At 63.9% G+C, this 17,686-nt stretch carries 14 protein-coding genes; 10 read left to right on the top strand and 4 right to left on the bottom strand.

All coding sequences use genetic code 11. The features are described 5' to 3' along the window. The first annotated feature begins 27 nt into the window (after positions 1–27). From NKH63_RS01945 to NKH63_RS01915, 7 genes are all read left to right on the top strand, one after another. The gene (locus tag NKH63_RS01945; protein WP_352482926.1) at positions 28–5,508 is read left to right on the top strand and encodes an alpha-2-macroglobulin family protein; all 5,481 of its coding nucleotides are present in this window, start codon (positions 28–30) and stop codon (positions 5,506–5,508) included. A 163-nt stretch (positions 5,509–5,671) separates the two neighbouring features. Next, positions 5,672–7,768 carry a penicillin-binding protein 1C gene (gene pbpC, locus NKH63_RS01940; protein ID WP_352482925.1) on the top strand — a complete coding sequence of 699 codons (2,097 nt, stop codon included), beginning with the start codon at positions 5,672–5,674 and terminating at the stop codon, positions 7,766–7,768. Positions 7,769–7,795: 27 nt separating this feature from the next. After that, the gene (locus NKH63_RS01935; RefSeq protein WP_352482924.1) at positions 7,796–8,509 is read left to right on the top strand and encodes a M15 family metallopeptidase; all 714 of its coding nucleotides are present in this window, start codon (positions 7,796–7,798) and stop codon (positions 8,507–8,509) included. A gap of 219 nt (positions 8,510–8,728) precedes the next feature. After that, positions 8,729–9,757 carry a sulfate ABC transporter substrate-binding protein gene (locus tag NKH63_RS01930; RefSeq protein WP_352482923.1) on the top strand — a complete coding sequence of 343 codons (1,029 nt, stop codon included), beginning with the start codon at positions 8,729–8,731 and terminating at the stop codon, positions 9,755–9,757. A gap of 18 nt (positions 9,758–9,775) precedes the next feature. Then, on the top strand, positions 9,776–10,627 hold the full coding sequence (cysT, locus tag NKH63_RS01925; protein ID WP_023720880.1) for a sulfate ABC transporter permease subunit CysT: 852 nt from the start codon (positions 9,776–9,778) through the stop codon (positions 10,625–10,627). After that, the gene (gene cysW, locus NKH63_RS01920; RefSeq protein WP_023720881.1) at positions 10,620–11,504 is read left to right on the top strand and encodes a sulfate ABC transporter permease subunit CysW; all 885 of its coding nucleotides are present in this window, start codon (positions 10,620–10,622) and stop codon (positions 11,502–11,504) included. The genes cysT and cysW overlap by 8 nt, the downstream gene beginning before the upstream one ends. Before the next feature lie 72 nt (positions 11,505–11,576). Beyond that, a complete protein-coding gene (locus NKH63_RS01915) occupies positions 11,577–12,617 on the top strand; it encodes a sulfate/molybdate ABC transporter ATP-binding protein (protein WP_352482922.1) in 1,041 nt (346 codons plus the stop codon). 14 nt (positions 12,618–12,631) lie between these two features. Here the strand turns inward: NKH63_RS01915 and NKH63_RS01910 are convergent, their stop codons facing one another. Together NKH63_RS01910 and NKH63_RS01905 are read right to left on the bottom strand one after the other, a co-directional pair. Beyond that, complete coding sequence (locus NKH63_RS01910) at positions 12,632–13,030, bottom strand: type II toxin-antitoxin system VapC family toxin (protein ID WP_502896288.1); 399 nt, start codon at positions 13,028–13,030, stop codon at positions 12,632–12,634. Continuing rightward, on the bottom strand, positions 13,030–13,302 hold the full coding sequence (locus NKH63_RS01905; protein ID WP_352482919.1) for an antitoxin: 273 nt from the start codon (positions 13,300–13,302) through the stop codon (positions 13,030–13,032). The genes NKH63_RS01910 and NKH63_RS01905 overlap by 1 nt, the downstream gene beginning before the upstream one ends. A gap of 280 nt (positions 13,303–13,582) precedes the next feature. Between NKH63_RS01905 and NKH63_RS01900 the strand changes: the two genes are divergently transcribed. Both NKH63_RS01900 and NKH63_RS01895 read left to right on the top strand, forming a co-directional pair. Continuing rightward, the gene (locus NKH63_RS01900; RefSeq protein WP_352482918.1) at positions 13,583–14,569 is read left to right on the top strand and encodes a sulfate ABC transporter substrate-binding protein; all 987 of its coding nucleotides are present in this window, start codon (positions 13,583–13,585) and stop codon (positions 14,567–14,569) included. 250 nt (positions 14,570–14,819) lie between these two features. Next, positions 14,820–15,269 (top strand): RrF2 family transcriptional regulator, encoded by a 450-nt coding sequence (locus NKH63_RS01895; protein WP_006202816.1) that lies wholly within the window; start codon positions 14,820–14,822, stop codon positions 15,267–15,269. 8 nt (positions 15,270–15,277) lie between these two features. On the opposite strand, the gene NKH63_RS01890 is transcribed toward NKH63_RS01895, so the two are convergent. Then, positions 15,278–15,757: an Lrp/AsnC family transcriptional regulator gene (locus tag NKH63_RS01890; RefSeq protein ID WP_352483074.1), complete on the bottom strand. Its 480-nt coding sequence runs from the start codon at positions 15,755–15,757 to the stop codon at positions 15,278–15,280. A gap of 90 nt (positions 15,758–15,847) precedes the next feature. On the opposite strand from NKH63_RS01890, the gene NKH63_RS01885 reads away from it, so the two are divergent. Continuing rightward, positions 15,848–16,756 carry an EamA family transporter gene (locus NKH63_RS01885; RefSeq protein ID WP_352482917.1) on the top strand — a complete coding sequence of 303 codons (909 nt, stop codon included), beginning with the start codon at positions 15,848–15,850 and terminating at the stop codon, positions 16,754–16,756. Here the strand turns inward: NKH63_RS01885 and NKH63_RS01880 are convergent, their stop codons facing one another. Then, positions 16,757–17,650: a dienelactone hydrolase family protein gene (locus tag NKH63_RS01880; protein WP_352482916.1), complete on the bottom strand. Its 894-nt coding sequence runs from the start codon at positions 17,648–17,650 to the stop codon at positions 16,757–16,759. It abuts the gene before it with no gap. Positions 17,651–17,686 lie beyond the last annotated feature (36 nt).

Here is a 17,686-nt window from a genome sequence, read left to right as displayed (position 1 = left end):
GACGTAAGCACTTGTCTGGAGGGGTTTATGGCAATGCGCGCGGCTCGTGGTCTATCGATTCTTTTCCTTCTCTTTTTCGCCTGGAGCGGTGTCGCGCAAGCGGCCGAAGCCCGGCGGGTGGTGACATCGGAAAATTCCGACTATTTTGGTTTCGATCTCAGATCCGACCAGAATGTCAGCCTCGATCAGTGCAAGACCACCTGCCTCGGCGATCCGGCCTGCCGCGCCTTCACCTACAACCTCAAGGCCAAATGGTGCTTCCTTAAATCCGATTACAACTCGTTGAAACCCTTCGGCGGCGCCGTCGCCGGCAAGGTCGTCAACATCGATGGCGATCCCGACATCGGCGCGCCACCCGAACTCGCCTTCTTCCCCAACTGGATGGCCGACCAGGCCCAGCAATACCGCAACAAGCTCACCGGGCCGACCTACACCAAGCCGACAGAGGGGCTGACGGCGCTGAGGGCCGCCGCCGAACAGTCGGCGCTGACGGGCGATCATCGCTCGGCCATGCACAAATACGAAGCGGCGGTTTCGGTGTTGCCGGATGATGGCCAGCTCTGGCTCGAGCTGGCGCGCGAAACGCTTGCCGTCCATCCGACCGCCAATAGTTCGGAGCCGTCGACCCTTCCGGCGAACGCCACTTCCGCCGCCTTCAACGCCTACAAATTGCTGCGCACCACCAAGACGCGCGCCGACGTGCTGGCGCTGCTCGGCGACGGCCTTGACCGCCGCGACCTCTACAGGCCGGCCCTGCAGGCCTACGAGGCGAGCCTCGCTTTGGTCAATTCGCCGGCGGTCAGGGCCGCTTATCAGGATCTCAAGGCCCGCAAGGGCTTCCGCGTCATCGATCATACCGTCGATGCCGACACCAGCGCGCCGCGTATCTGCGCGCAGTTCTCCGAGGAGTTGGTCAAGACCGGCGTCGATTATTCCCAGTTCGTCACCGTCGACAACGCCGCTCCCAAGGGCGTCGAAGCCAAGGACAAGCAGATCTGCGTCGAAGGGCTCGAGCACGGCCAGCATTATGACGTGACCTTCCGCGCCGGCCTGCCGGCCGCCATTGGCGAGGTCACCGCGGCACCGGTGGTACTGTCGATCTACGTGCAGGACCGCGCGCCTTCGGCCCGCTTCACCGGCGACAGCTTCGTGCTGCCCGCCGGCGCACGCCGCGGCATACCGGTCGTCACCGTCAACATGAATGCCGCCGAAATGAAGCTCTTCCGCATCGGCGACCGCTCGCTGGCCCAGCTTCTGTCGGGGTATCAGTTCCTGCGCCAACTTGACGGCTACGACATTTCGAACATCTCCGAACAGATGGGCGAGCCGGTCTGGCAAGGCCAGCTCGACATCGCCAACGACCTCAACAAGGAAGTCACCACCTCCTTCCCCATCGACGAGGCGTTGCCGAAGCGCAAGCCCGGCGTCTATGTGCTGACCGCACAAGCCGTCAACGATCGCAGCGACGACTATGATTCGCACGCCACGCAATGGTTCGTCGTCTCCGATATCGGCCTGTCGACCTATACCGGACAGGATGGGCTGAACGTCTTTGCCCGTTCGCTTGCAACCGCCGAGCCGATCGCCGGCGCCGAGCTGACGCTGCTGGCCAGGAACAACGAAATCCTCGGCACCGCGACCACCGACGCGGAAGGGCGGGCGGTGTTCAATCCCGGCCTGACGCGCGGCGACAGCGGCATGGCGCCGGCGGTGCTGATGGCCAAGCAGGGCGACGACGACTTCGTCTTCCTCGATATGGGCCGGGCCGGGTTCGACCTGTCCGATCGCGGCGTCGCCGGACGCGCGGCGCCGGGCGCGCTCGACGTCTATGCCTGGACCGAGCGCGGCATCTACCGCGCCGGCGAGGACGTCCATGTCTCGGCTCTTGCCCGCGACAGTGCCGCCAAGGCGGTCGAGAACCTGCCGCTCACCTTCATCTTCTCGCGGCCCGACGGCGTCGAGGACCGCCGCATCGTCAGCGACGGAGCATCGGCCGGCGGCCACGCCGTCGACCTGCCGCTGGAACCCAACGCCATGCGCGGCACCTGGACAGTGGCGATCCACACCGATCCCAAGCAGGCGGCGGTCGCCAGCCAGATGTTCCTGGTCGAGGACTTCGTCCCGGATCGCATCGAGTTCGACCTGTCCGCCGACAAGCAGGAGATCGCCCAGGGCGAGACCGCCAACATCACCGTCGACGGCCGCTTTCTCTATGGCGCGCCGGCCGCGGGCCTCGCGCTCGAAGGCGAATTGACGCTGTCGACCGGCCGCGACTGGGACCGCTTCAAAGGCTATTCCTTCGGTCTGGCCGACGAACAGTCGGCCGAACCAACGGTGACGCCCTTCACCGGCCTGCCGGTGGTCGGCGACGACGGCAAGGCGACCTTCCCGGTTTCCGTCGATCAATTGCCATCCACCACCAAGCTGGTCGATGCCAAGGTCACGGTCCGGTTGCGCGAGACCGGCGGCCGTGCGATCGAGCGCTCGCTGAATATCGGCATCCGCCCGCAGGGCCACATGATCGGCATCCGCCCCGATTTCGACGGCGACGAGGTGCCGCAAGGCGGCACGGCCAAGTTCAGCCTGATCGCCGTCGACCCAGACGGCAAGCGTGAAGCGCTGAAGGGCGCGCAGTGGTCGCTGGTCAAGGTCGAGCGCAGCTACCAGTGGTACCGCTCGAGCAATTCCTGGAACTATGAGCCGGTCATCTTCACCAAGGCGGTGGCCAACGGCCGGGTCGACCTGAGCGCCGATGGCGAGGCTACCATGTCGCTGCCGGTCGACTGGGGCCGCTACCGGCTCGAGATCGAGACATCGGATCCGGAAGGCCCGGCGACCAGCTACGAGTTCGACGCCGGCTGGTATGTCAGTTCCACCACGACCGAAACGCCCGACGGGCTCGAGATCGCCCTCGACAAGGAAACCTATGCGGCGGGCGAAGTAGCCAAGCTCAAAGTATCGCCGCACTTTGCCGGCGAATTGCTCGTCACCATCGGCGCCGACAAGCTCTTGAGGACGGTCACGGCCAGCGTGCCGGCCGGCGGCAGCACTGTCGACATCACGGTCGGGGACGATTGGGGTGCCGGCGCCTACGTCACGGCAACGCTGTTCAGGCCGGGCGATGCGCAAGAGACGCGCATGCCGGCGCGCGCCATCGGCGTCAAATGGCTGAAGCTCGATCCCGGCTCGCGTAAGCTTGCCGTCAGCTTGGCGCCGCCGGACAAGACCATGCCGCGCCAGCAGCTGTCGATCCCGGTCGCCGTTGCCGGCGTGCAGCCCGGCACCAACGCCTATGTCATGGTCGCGGCCGTTGACGTCGGCATCCTCAACCTGACCAACTACAAGGTACCGGATCCGGAGAACTGGTTCTTCGGCCAGCGCATGCTCGGTCTCGAGGTTCGCGACATCTATGGCCGGCTGATCGACGGCTCGCTGGGCACGACCGGCAAGCTGCGCACTGGCGGCGATGGCGCCAACATGCAGTCGCAAGGCAGTCCGCCGACCGAAAAGCTGGTCGCCTTCTTCTCCGGCCCGGTCCAGCTCGACGCCGACGGCAAGGCGCGGATCGACTTCGACATACCGCAGTTCAACGGCACCGTGCGCGTCATGGCCGTCGCCTGGACAAAGGAAGCGGTCGGCCATGCCCAGTCCGACGTCATCGTGCGCGATCCGGTGGTGATCACCGCCGGCCTGCCGCGCTTCCTGGCGCCCGGCGATTCCGCCGTCATGCGGCTCGACGTCGCCGACACCGATGGCCCCGCTGGCGACTACAAGCTGACCATCGACACGACGGGCGACCTGTCTACCGGCAGTGCCGCCTTGCCTGAGAAGCTGACGCTCGCCAAAGGCAAGCGGCAGACGCTGACCGTGCCGTTGATTGCGCAGACCGCGGGCAACGCCTCGATCACCATCAAGCTTGCGCATGCCGATGGCACCGCCGTCGAGCAGACGCTCTATGTGCCGGTGCGCCCGGCGCAACTGCCGGTGACCACCCGCATGGTCGTCGACCTCAAGGGCAATGGCGGCGCGCTGCGCGTCGACAAGGAACTGTTGGCGGCAAGCCTGCTCGATGGCGCTTCGGTGAGCGTCGGCGTTTCGCAGTCAGCTGCCTTCGATGTGCCGTCGCTGCTGATGACGCTCGACCGCTATCCCTATGGTTGCGCTGAGCAGACCACCAGCCGCGCCATGCCGCTTCTATACGTCAACGAGATGGCTTCCGGCATCGGCATGGCCAGCGACCCCGATCTGCATGGCCGCGTCCAGGACGCCATCTACAAGGTGCTGAGCTACCAGGCCTCGGCCGGCAGCTTCGGTCTGTGGGGTCCGGGTTCCGGCGATCTGTGGCTCGACGCCTATGTCACCGATTTCCTGACCCGGGCGCGCGAGCAGAAATACGACGTGCCGGCCCTGGCGATGAACCAAGCGCTGAGCAATCTGCAGAACGCGATCGGCTACGACCAGGACGTCCAGGATCGCGGCAGTGAGATCGCTTATGCGCTCTATGTGCTTGCCCGCAACAAGAAGGCCTCGGTCGGCGATCTGCGTTATTACGCCGACACCCAGCTCGAAGCCTTTACCAGCCCGATGGCCGTCGCCCAACTGGCGGCCTCTCTCGCGCTCTACGGCGACACGCAGCGCTCGGAGGCAACCTTCCAGGCCGCGTTGCAACTGGCCAAGTCGACGCCGGAATATGACTATTACCGGTCCGACTATGGCTCGCCGCTGCGTGACGGTGCGGCGATCCTGGCGCTTGCCGCGGAAAGCAAGCCGGTGCCGACCATCGTGCCGGCGCTGATCCAGCTGGTGACCAGGGAACGCGCCGACGCCAGGTGGACCAGCACCCAGGACGAGTCCTGGATGCTGCTGGCGGCCCGCGCGCTGAAGGCCGGCAATGATTCGATCGCGCTGACCGTCAACGGCGCACCGCATGCCGGCGGCTATTCGGACCAGATCGCCGGTGGCGAACTGGCCGACAGTCCGCTGACCATCGTCAACACCGGCAGAAATCCGCTGCAGGCGGTCGTCACCACCGTGGCCTCGCCGATCCAGCCTCTGCCGGCCGGCGGCAACGGCTTTACCATCAGCCGTACCTACTACAAGCTCGACGGCACAGAGGCCAACGTGACGGAGGTCAAGCAGAACGAACGCTATGTCGTCGTGCTCAAGGTTTACGAGCAGAACACCTGGCCTTCGCGGCTGCTGATCACCGACCTGTTGCCGGCCGGCTTCGAGATCGACAATCCGGGCCTGGTCTCCAGCGCCCAATTGACGAACTTCTCCTGGCTGGCGCAGACCGATGCTGCCCATCTCGAATTCCGCAACGACCGTTTCGTCGCGGCCTTCAATCCGAACGACGGCGACGGCGACCGCAACATCACGCTCGCCTACGTCGTACGCGCGGTGACGCCGGGCACCTATGCCCACCCGGCAGCAACGATCGAAGACATGTACCGGCCGCAATATTCGGCCCGCACCGCCACCGGCATGATGGAGGTCAAGGCGCCGTAACGATGGAGAGGGACGCAAACTGGTTGGCTGTAGCTAACGACGTGACGCCGCGCCGCCCCTTACCCTTACCCTCTCCCCGTGAAGGACAGGGAGAGGGGGTCGCCAGCGTTGCGGCCATTCACCCTCTCCCCGTCCTCCACGGGGAGAGGGTGCCGGCAGGCGGATGAGGGGCGGCGCCGTGCTCTCCAAAAGATTCCTCCGCCGAGCGGCCATTGCGGGCATTTCCTTCGCCGCAATCACCGCTGTCGCCCTCTGGCAGCTCGACCGCGCTTTTCCGCCGCCGCTGCCGGCTGCGCTGACGGTCTCGACCGAGGTGCAGGACCGTGACGGCCAGCTGTTGCGGGCCTTCGCCACGCCGGACGGCTATTGGCGGCTTGCGACCAACCTGGACCAGGTTGACAACCAGTTCGTCGACATGCTGGTCACCTATGAGGACAAGCGCTTCTGGGATCATCAAGGCGTCGACGTGCTGGCACTGGCGCGTGCGGCCGGCCAGTTCGCGACCAGCGGCCATATCGTCTCCGGTGGTTCGACGCTCTCGATGCAGCTCGCCCGGCTGATCGAACCGCGCGACAGCCGCAGCCTCGGCTCGAAGATCAAACAGATGCTGCGCGCCGTCCAGATAGAACGGCGGCTGTCCAAGCGCGAGATCCTCGAACGCTACCTGACGCTGGCGCCCTATGGCGGCAATCTCGAAGGCGTGCGCGCCGCTTCGCTCGCCTATTTCGGCAAGGAGCCGAAGCCGCTGACGGTCTCTGAGGCGGCCCTGCTCGTCGCTTTGCCGCAATTGCCGGAAAAGCGACGCCCTGACCGCAACCTCGAAGTCGCTCATGCCGCCCGCGACCGCGTGCTGACCCGCATGGTGTCGGCAGGCCTGCTCGGCGAACGCGAGGCCGCGCGAGCCGCGCTCGACGATGTGTCGGGGCTGCGGCGGACCTTGCCGGCGCTCGCTGCTCATGCTGCCTATGCAATGCTGCCCAAGGCCATTCCCGGCCAGAAGCTGCAACTGACGATCCGCAAGAGTGTCCAGGAAGGGCTGGAGCAGGTGGCCAAGGATGCCGCCGCCAAGCTCGGCCCTCGCCTCTCGGTGGCCATGGTGCTGGCCGATGCCCGCACCGGCGATATTCTTGGCGAGGTCGGCTCTGCCGATTTCTTCGATGCCAGCCGTTCGGGCTGGATCGACATGACCAAGGTCGTTCGCTCGCCTGGCTCGACGCTGAAGCCGTTCATCTACGGCCTCGCCTTCGAGCAAGGCCTGGTGGCGCAGGAGATGCTGATCGAGGACAGCCCGGCCGATTTCTCCGGTTACCGGCCGAAGAACTTCGACATGGGCTATCAGGGCGATGTCAGCATCAGGCAGGCGCTGCAATTGTCGCTCAACGTGCCGGCGATCCGCGTGCTCGACGCGGTCGGCCCGGCCCGGCTGATGGCGCGCTTTCGCCAGGCAGGCGTGATGCCGATACTGCCCGTCAACGAAGCGCCTGGCCTGGCGATCGGCCTCGGTGGCGTCGGAGTGACGCTGCGCGACCTCGTCCAACTCTATGCCGGCCTTGCCAATGGCGGCAAGGCACACACGCTGCATGACGGCACCGAGCCGGCGAACACCGAACGCTCGACCACCACCATCCTCGATGGTCAGGCGAATTGGCAGATCACCGACATCCTGTCGGGCGTCAAGCCGCCCCAGGGTGCCGCCCAACGCGGCATCGCCTACAAGACCGGCACCTCCTACGGCTATCGCGACGCCTGGTCGGTCGGCTTCGACGGCCGTTATGTGCTCGGCGTCTGGGTCGGCCGCCCCGATGCCGGCGCGGTGCCCGGTCTGTCCGGCTATGTCTCGGCCGCGCCCATTCTGTTCGAAGGCTTTGTCCGTTCCAGCCTAGCCGCCGTGCCGCTGCCAAGCCAACCGTCCGGCGTCCGCCGGCCAAAGCGCGAAGAATTGCCGGTGACGCTGACGCGCTTCGGCGCCGGCGTCGACGGGCTGGTGCAGGCGACGCCGACCGAACCTGCACCAACCATCGTCTTTCCGCCTGACGGCGCCCGTGTCGATCTCGGCACTTCCTCGGCCGACGCCTCGCCGCTGGTGCTCAAGCTGCAAGGCGGCCGCGCACCGTTCCGCTGGCTGGCCAACGGCAAGCCGCTGGTCGGCATCGACCGGCGGCGCACCGCGACCTGGCAGCCGGACGGCGCCGGCTATTCCACCCTGACCGTAGTCGATGCGGCGGGGCGCGCGGCCAGTGTGAAGGTTTTTGTCGAGTGAAAGTTTCCCTTGAATAGTTTCCGGCAGGTGATTCAGCGGATTGGGTTTTACGCCTTGCTTTCGGCCGCCGGTATTTCCTCGGCCTCTGCTGACGCCCTCCCCGCCGGCTTTGTTCGGCTGGCCGACATCGATCCCAGTATCCGGCAGGATATCCGCTATGCCGGCCTCGAAAACTTCCTGCATCGCAAGGTATGCGGTTACGATGCGCCGGTATGCGTCCTCACCAGCCAAGCGGCGCAAGCGCTTTCCGCAGTGCAGAAAGCGATTGCTGCCGGAGGGCTGACGCTGGTCGTGTTCGACTGCTACCGCCCTGCGCGTGCTGTCTCCGACATGGGTGACTGGACAAAAACGAGCGGACCACCGGACCCGCAATGGTACCCAAAGGTCAAGCGCAAGGATCTCATCGCCAAGGGCTATATCGGCGAACTGTCCACCCATTCGCGCGGATCGACGGTCGATGTCGCCATCACGCGAGCGGACCGCAAGAGCGCTCCGAAACCGGCCTGCGGCGCGACCGATGCCGACACGCTGGATTTCGGCACCGGTTTCGACTGTTTCGATCCGACGAGCGAAACGGCTCACCGACCGATCGCCAGTGAAGCGGCGGCAAACCGCAAAAAACTTGTCGAGGCGATGCGCGCCGGCGGCTTCAAGAATTACGCACGCGAATGGTGGCACTTCACGCTGGAAAACGAGCCGTTTCCAAGAGAGCGCTTCAACTTTCCCGTCGCCGCCGAATAGTCCGCCAAAACCTCGTTCGGACGCGACGCCGCCATTGCCGAAGAGCTAGCCGTCTCTAGATAATCGCGTCGGGAGCGTAGGTCCCGTGCAAGGGAAAATAGTTCCTCCCATCGCCGAAAGTAGGCGAAAAATTGCTTCAATAGGCCAAAAAAGGCAACATTGAATGCATCTAAATTCTATCAATTCGGTAGATTTGGCGCGAGTTCAACGGAGGCGGAAATGACCAAACCTCATTTCAGGAAACTGCTCGGCGCACTGGTCGCCACATCGGTCCAGTTCGGCACGCTCGGTTTCGCGTTTGCCGACACCACCATTCTCAACGTGTCCTATGACCCGACGCGTGAGCTCTACAAGCAATTCGATGAGGCCTTTGTCGCCCACTGGAAGACCGAGACAGGCGAGACGGTGATCATCCAGCAGTCGCATGGCGGATCCGGCGCCCAGGCGCGCGCCGTGATCGACGGGCTCGACGCCGACGTGGTGACGCTGGCGCTCGAAGGCGATATCAACGCCATTGTCTCGAAAACGAAGAAGATCAATCCCGACTGGCGGACGAAATTCGAAAACAATTCGGCGCCTTACACCTCGACCATCATCTTCCTCGTCCGCAAGGGAAACCCCAAGGGCATTCATGATTGGGGCGATCTGGTCAAGGATGACGTCCAGGTGATCACGCCCAATCCGAAGACCTCCGGCGGCGCGCGCTGGAACTATCTTGCCGCCTGGGCCTATGCCAGCGCCAAGGATGGCGGCGACGAGGCCAAGACCAAGGGATTCGTTGGCAATCTCTATGCGCATGTCCCGGTTCTCGACACCGGTGCGCGCGGCGCCACCGTGACCTTTGCGCAAAAAGGGCTAGGCGACGTGCTGCTCGCCTGGGAAAACGAGGCCTATCTGGCGCTCGACGAGTTCGGCGCTGACAATTTCGATATCGTCTACCCGCCGACCTCGATCCTGGCCGAGCCGCCGGTCGCAGTGGTCGACGCCAATGTCGACGCCAAAGGCACACGCAAAGTTGCCGAAGCCTATCTGAGCTACCTCTATTCCAAGGAAGGCCAGACGATCATCGCCAAGAACCATTATCGCCCTTCGAAGCCCGACCTGGTGCCGGCGGAGGACCTGGCCAAGCAGCCTGAGATCAAGCTGGTCACCATCGACGACCCACTTTTTGGCGGCTGGAAGAAGGCACAGCCTTATCATTTCGGCGACGGTGGTATATTCGACCAGATCTATAAGCCGGCCCAGTAGCATTTAGATCAGGACGACATGACCACAGCACCCGCCAAGGCGGGGTGGCGGTTCAGGCAGCCGAGCGTCATTCCGGGTTTCGGATTGACGCTCGGCTTCTCGCTTGCCTACCTCACCCTCATCATCCTCATTCCCCTGTCCGGGTTGATCTGGCGCTCGGCGGCGCTCGGCTGGACCGACTTCTGGGCGATCGTCACCGACCGCCGCACCATCAACGCGCTTGAAATCAGCTTCGGCACCGCCTTCATTGCCGCCGCCGTCAACGTCGTCTTCGGCACGATCGTCGCCTGGGTGCTGGTGCGCTACAGCTTTCCCGGCCGCCGCATCGTCGATGCCATGGTCGACCTGCCCTTTGCGCTGCCGACGGCGGTTGCCGGCATCGCGCTGACCACGCTTTACGCACCGAACGGCTGGATCGGCAGCCTGCTGACGCCGCTCGGCATCAAAGTCGCTTATACGCCACTCGGCATTGTCATTGCGCTGATCTTCATCGGGCTGCCCTTCGTCGTGCGCACCGTGCAGCCGATCATGGAGGAGATCGACAAGGAGGTCGAGGAAGTGGCCGCAACGCTCGGCGCCAATCGCTTCCAGATCATCAGCCGCGTCCTGCTTCCCGGACTGGCGCCGGCCATCGTCACCGGTTTCGCGCTGGCCTTCGCGCGCGGCGTCGGCGAGTACGGCTCAGTCATCTTCATCGCCGGCAACCTGCCCTATAAATCCGAGATCGCACCGCTTCTGATTGTCATCAGGCTCGAGGAATATAATTACGCTGCGGCGACCGCGATCGCGGCGATCATGCTGGCGCTGTCCTTCGTGATGCTGCTGGTCATCAACCTGGTGCAGACGTGGAGCCGCAAGCGCTATGGCTGACCCGGAGATCAAATCCTACGCGCCGCACCACGAAAGCCAGTCGCCGGCGGTGACCGAAAGCCGCACGGCGAGAACCGTGCTGATGATCGTGACCTTTGCCTTCCTCGGCATTTTCCTGCTCTTGCCGCTGATCATCGTCTTCAAGGAAGCTTTCGCCAAAGGCATCGAGGCCTACACACAGGCGCTGTCGGAACCGGATACGCGCTCGGCGATCCGCCTGACGCTTCTGGTCGCGGCGATCTCGGTGCCGCTCAACGTCGTCTTCGGCATTTCCGCCGCCTGGGCGATTGCCAAGTTCGAGTTCAAGGGCAAGGCGTTCCTGACCACGCTGATCGACCTGCCGTTTTCGGTCTCCCCGGTCATTTCCGGCCTGGTCTATGTACTCCTCTTCGGCGCGCAAGGCCTGCTCGGTGCTTGGCTCAAGGCGCATGGCATCGTCATCCTGTTTGCCGTGCCGGGCATCGTGCTGGCCACCATCTTCGTCACCTTCCCCTTCGTCGCCCGCGAATTGATCCCGCTGATGCAGGAGCAGGGCAATGGCGACGAGGAGGCGGCCCTGTCGCTCGGCGCCAATGGCTGGCAGGCGTTCTGGTACGTGACGTTGCCTAACGTCAAATGGGGATTGCTCTACGGCGTACTGTTGTGCAATGCCCGCGCCATGGGTGAGTTCGGCGCGGTCTCGGTGGTGTCCGGCCACATACGCGGGTTGACCAACACCATGCCGCTGCATGTCGAAATCCTTTATAACGAGTACAATGCCGCCGCCGCCTTTGCCGTCGCTTCGCTGCTTGCCGGCCTGGCGCTCGTCACACTGGTCTTGAAAACACTTCTCGAGATGCGCTACGGCGCCGAGATCGCCGCGACGCGCGGACACTGACAAAATGCATGTCGCCCAAAAGTGGGAACCGGTTTTGGGATAACGACATGCATCAACTACAAAGGGATTTGTATGGAAGTTCGCGTTGCCAACGTGCGCAAGGAGTTTGAGCGGTTTCCGGCCCTTCACGACGTTTCGCTCGACATCAAGTCGGGTGAGTTGATCGCGTTGCTGGGGCCATCCGGTTCCGGCAAGACGACGCTGCTCAGGCTGATTGCCGGGTTGGAGCGGCCGACCCGCGGAAAGATCTTCTTCGGCGAAGAGGATGCCTCGCAAAAGTCGATCCAGGAGCGCAATGTCGGCTTCGTCTTTCAGCATTACGCGCTGTTTCGCCATATGACGGTCGCCGACAATATCGGCTTCGGACTCAAGGTCCGGCACGGGCCGTCACGCCCGTCGGCGAAGGAAATCCGCCGCCGCGCCTCGGAACTCCTCAACCTCGTTCAGCTTTCCGGTCTGGAAAAACGCTATCCGGCGCAGCTTTCGGGCGGCCAGCGCCAGCGCGTGGCGCTGGCCCGCGCGATGGCGATCGAACCGGCCGTGCTTTTGCTCGACGAGCCGTTCGGCGCGCTCGATGCCCAGGTGCGCCGCGAACTGCGCCGCTGGCTGCGCGACATCCACGACGCCACCGGCCACACCACGGTCTTCGTCACCCATGACCAGGAAGAGGCGCTGGAGCTTGCCGACCGCGTCGTGGTGATGAGCCAGGGCCGCATCGAGCAGGTTGGCACCGCCGACGAGATCTACGACACGCCGAACTCGCCCTTCGTCTATGGCTTCATCGGCGAATCGAGCTCGATCCCGGTCAAGGTCGAGGACGGCCAGGTCTGGATCGCCGACCGGCCGATCGGGCTTTCCGCGCCGCACGCACCGCAAGGTGAAGCGACGCTGTTCTTCCGCCCGCACGACGTCGATCTGGTGGAAGAATGCAACGGCTGCATCGCCGGCACGGTTGTCGCCAGCCGCCGCGTCGCCGGCACCAGGCGGGTCGAGCTCGAAATCGGCGGCGAACGCCAGCGGGTCGAGATCGAGTTGCCAGTCGACCATCCGGCGGCGCAGAAAAGCCGGGTGGCTTTCAGGCCGCGGCGCTGGAAGCTTTTTCCGGCTGCTTGATCCTCTTTTAGGCGCTACACCAGCCAGTTCTCGACCTTCAGGCCTTTGATCCGGTTGAACTCGCCGGTGTTGGCGATCACCAGGGTAGTTCCCAGTGCATAGGCGTGGGCAGCAATAAAAAGGTCGTTTTGGCCGATGGTCTGGCCCCTTCCTTCCAGCTCTGCGCGAATCGCGCCGTATTCGGCATCTACCGGCACATCGAGCGGCAAGACAGGAATCTCAGCCAGCAATTCCTCGACCTTCTTGAGCAACTTGGCCGACTCTTTCCTGGCGCAGCCATATCGCAGTTCCGAGGCGACCACGATGCTGGTACACACGGCGGCGTCTCCCACGCGCAGGACGGCGGCGGCGGCTTTCCCGGCCGGATTTCGGATCATGTCGCTGATAATGTTCGTGTCCAGCATGAACCGCATCAAAAAAAATCCTCGGATTTGACAGGCATATCCTCGACTTCGGGAAAGTCCTCCTCGGAACCGGGGGGCGGCTCTTTCGCCCATTGCGCGAGCAGCGCCGTGAGGCCGGGTTTGCGAACCGGCTCGATGATCAGGCGGTCGCCTTCACGACTGATCAAGACCTTTTCGCCGGGAAGTTCGAACTCGACAGGAATGCGCACCGCCTGACTGCGATTGTTACGAAACAGCTTCGCCTCTTTCGGCGGGGTTGTTGAATGGCGGCGTTGAGGCATGACGATAGCTCCTTGTATATACCATTTGTATATGCCAGACCGCGCGGCGATGCAATCGCCATCGCGTTGGCCGGCCGGGAACCATCGTGCACGCCGACGGCATCGGCACCGCTGCCAAGCTGCCCGGAAGACTCTGCCTGAAAGAAAAAACTAGAAATCCTCCACAGCGGGAATATTTCTTCTATCGACAACGTGGAGCGGCCGCTCTGCCTGCCTCGTCGCGCACAATGCCTTGCCGCTATGGTCCGGCAATAAGCGCACGCATTGGAGCCTTGTTTTCATGAAGCGATTTTTGCTTGGCGTCGCCACATTGGCCGGCCTGTTCCTCGCATCCTCCCAAGCCTGGTCGGCCGACAAATTGCTGAACGCTTCTTACGATGTCGGCCGCGAGCTGTTTGCGCAGGTCAACAAGGCGTTCGTCGCCGGCCACCCAGGCGTCACCATCGATCAGTCGCATGCCGGGACGTCTGCGCAGGCACGTGCCATCGCCGAGGGCCTCGGCGCCGATGTGGTCACCTTCAACCAGGTCCTCGACATCGACTTCCTGGTCAGGAAGGGTCTCATCTCCGCGGATTGGCAGAAAGATTTTCCCGACAACGCCTCGCCCTTCTATTCGCTGCCCTCCTTCCTGGTGCGCGCCGGCAATCCGAAGCACATCAAGGATTGGAACGATCTCGTGCGCGACGACGTCCAGGTGATCTTCCCCAATCCGAAAACCTCCGGCAATGCCCGGTACACCTACCTTGCGGCCACCGCCTACGCCAAGGAAGCCTTCAAGGGCGACGACGCCAAGGTGAAGGAATTCGTCACCAAGCTGTTCAACAACGTACCGATCTTCGACAGCGGCGGACGCGCCGCGACCACCACTTTCGTGCAGCGCGAGATCGGCGACGTGCTGATCACCTTTGAGTCGGAAACGCGCGGCGTCCGCAAGGAGTATGGCGAGGACAAATTCGAGCAGGTGACGCCCTCGGTCAGCCTTTTGGCCGAGTTTCCGGTGGCGATCGTCGACACGATCGCCGACGAGCATGGCACGCGCGACCTCGCCAAGACCTATCTCGACTTCCTTTATACGCTGGAGGGCCAGGACATCGCCGCCCGCAACGGCCTGCGGACCCGCGACGCGACGGTCGCCGCCAAGTACAAGGCTGAGTTTCCCGATGTCCGCCTATTGACGGTGCAGGATGTCTTTGGCGGCTGGGCCAAGGTCCAGGCCGAGCATTTCGCCGCTGGCGGCCTGCTCGACCAGACTTACGGCAGCCGCTGACGTCTGCAACCTCGTGAACTGATTGAAAGCGGGCGTTTGCCGGCTTTCTTCATTTGCTCGCCGAAAACGTGGCCTCCGCCCGTTCCGGACGCCCGCCCTCCAAAACGTGACGAAGAATCAACGCGTTTGCGCGCAATATGTCTTCGGGCGGCCTGTCTGCGCGAACGGCATCGCACGGCCAAACCGTCATTATTTGCACACAAACAGCCGCCAGATGCGGGTGGTTGGGGCTTAATGGGTTGACTCGGGCATGCTTACCAAAAAAGGCAAATACGGCCTCAAGGCTCTCGTGCATCTGTCCGGCCTGCCGGTCGGCCAGCTCGCATTCGTCAACGACATTGCGGTCGCCAACAACATCCCCAAGAAATTCCTGGATGCCATCCTGGGCGAGTTGCGCAATGCCGGCTTCGTCCAGAGCCGCAAGGGCAAGGAAGGCGGTTACCGCCTCGCCCGTCCCGCTTCCGAAATCAAGATCGGCCATGTCGTGCGTGTCCTCGACGGGCCGCTGGCGCCGATCCCTTGCGCCAGCCGCACACAATACCAGCGCTGCGAGGATTGCGACGAGGCGACCTGCCAGGTCCGGCACATGATGCTGGAGGTGCGTCAGGCGATCGCAGAGGTGCTGGACAACCGCAGCCTCGCCGCCATGCGCGACGCCGACAATGACGATTTCCCGGTCGAGCTGACGTCGCAGATTTAAATCTAGCATCAGGCCGGGCGCTTCACCGCCCCTAGCGGCGAGCGTGCCACTACCGGCGTCGACTGGATGATCGCCGTATTGGTCATCGCATGGGGAATGATCCGGTCGATCACCCGCTCGAGCTCGGCGACCGAGCCGACATGCGCCAGCGCGATGAAACAGTCTTCGCCGGTGACCCGGTCGCATTGGGCGATTTCCGGCAGGTCGCGGATGATTTCGGCCACGACGGCGAGTTGCCCCGGCACCGGCCTGATGCGCAGCCATGCCGACAGCTTCATGCCGAGCGCGGCCGGATTAATCCGCACCGTATAGGCCTCGATCACGCCGCTTTCCTGCAGCCGCTTGATGCGCTCGGCGACGCTCGGCGCCGACAGGCCGACTGAGCGCGCCAGTTCGGCAATACTGGTGCGCGCATCCTCCTCCAGCAGGCGCAGGATTTTTAGATCCGCCGGATCCAGATCGGTATTTTCATTTCGAAGGCGTTTCAGCGGAATACTCCTTGCTTTCGAAAAGGGAATAGCCGCAATGCCCGGCCATCATCCATATCAACGGCAAAAATCGCCTGCGATACTGACCCCATGGAAGATCGGACGCAAGCCCCAGCAGCAAGTCCGGCACTCGCCGGCCCGGCTTTTACCTTGGCAAGCTCGGTGCCGCCCCATCTGTGGTTCGGCGTCAGCGCCGTGTTCCACTATCTCGGCCCCGCTTTCGCAGTCCTGCTTTTCTCGCATGTCGGCGTGCTCGGCATGGCGTGGCTGCGCATCGCCACCGCGGCACTGGTTTTTGCCCCGCTGACCCGACCATGGGCGGTCTTCGCCCGCGCCGATCGCTCGACGCGGTTGTTGCTTGTGGGTTTCGGCGTCTGCCTTGGGGTGATGAATTGCTCGTTTTACCTGGCGCTCGACCGGCTGCCGATCTCGCTGGTAGCGGCGATCGAATTCGTCGGCACCATCGGCGTCGCGCTTGTCGGCCTCAGAAGCCCGCGCAATCTCGCCGCCCTTGCAATCGCCGTCGCCGGCACCTTGCTGCTCATCGACGTCAAATGGTCGAGCGATCCTGTCGGCCTGTTCTGGGCCTTCCTCAATGGCGCGCTGTTTGTCTTCTATATCGTGCTCGGCCACCGCGTCGCGCGCGCCGACGCTGGCGATGGCATCGCCGGGCTGGGTGCCGCCATGGCGGTCGCCCTTCTCGTCGTTCTGCCGATCGGTCTTGCCGATGCGCTGCCGGCGTTCTCGACGCCGCCGCTGCTGCTTGCGGCGGTCGGTGTCGGCATCTGCTCGTCGGTCATTCCCTATATTTGCGACCAGCTTGCCATGTCGCGGCTGCCGCGCTCCAGTTTCGCGCTGATGCTGTCATTGCTTCCGGTTACCGCGACGTTTATCGGCGTCATCGTGCTGCGGCAGGTGCCGAGCCTCACTGACTGCCTCGGCATCGCGCTGGTGGTGGCCGGCGTCGCCCTTCACAAACCGGCGCTGGCGCCCGCCTGATCAGGCCAACTTCTCCTTGAGGAAAGCGATCGTCCGCCCCCAGGCGAGGTCAGCCGCCTTCTTGTCGTAACGGGCCGCCGATGTGTCGTTGTTGAAGGCATGGTTGGCGCCTTCATAGACATAGACCGAATATTCGATATGGGCCGCGTCGAGTTCCTTCTTGAAGGCGTCGATGCCGGCATTGGTGCGGGTGTCGAGCCCGGCATAATGCAGCATGAGCGGCGCCTTGATCTTCGGCACGTCCTCGGCCTTCGGCTGCATGCCGTAATAGGCAACGGCGGCTGCAAGATCCGGCGCGTTGACGGCCAGCATGTTCACCGTGCCGCCGCCCCAGCAGAAGCCGACGGCGCCGACCTTGCCGTTGCCGTCCTTGTGGCCTTTGAGGTAGGCGACCGTTGCGACGGCATTGGTGGCGACCTGTGCTGGATCGAGCTGGGAAAACAGGTCACGTGCCCTGTTTTCATCGGCCGGCGTGCCGCCGAGCGGTGTCATGAAGTCCGGGGCAAGCGCCACGAACCCCTCCAGCGCCACGCGCCGCGCCACGTCGCGAATATGCGGGTTGAGCCCCCGGTTTTCGTGCACGACGATGACCGTGCCCAGCTTGCCGGCCTGACCCGCCGGCTTGACCAGATAACCCTTCATCTCGCCGCCGCTGCCTGTATAGCTGATGTCCTCGCCTTTCACGCGCGGATCGTTTTCCGCGACGATTGCCGCCTGGGCCGAATTCGCCGCCAGCAGCGGCGAGATCGCGGCCGCTGCCGCACCCGACCCGGCAAGCCTGGTCAACTGCTCCATGAAGCGCCGCCGGTCGAGCGTCAGATGCGTGTATTCATCATAGGCATCGATCATCGCCTGGGTAATGACAGGCTTGGCGGGGCCGGCAGGTGTTGTCATGGCGCGCTCCTAGGTCTTCGGCCCCCGGCAGCAACA

Origin of the sequence: Mesorhizobium sp. M0960, assembly GCF_040319055.1 — a bacterium.
Lineage (GTDB): Bacteria > Pseudomonadota > Alphaproteobacteria > Rhizobiales > Rhizobiaceae > Mesorhizobium.
The sequence above is the reverse complement of the archived record's forward strand: the minus strand, read 5'-3'. Positions and strand labels throughout refer to the sequence as shown.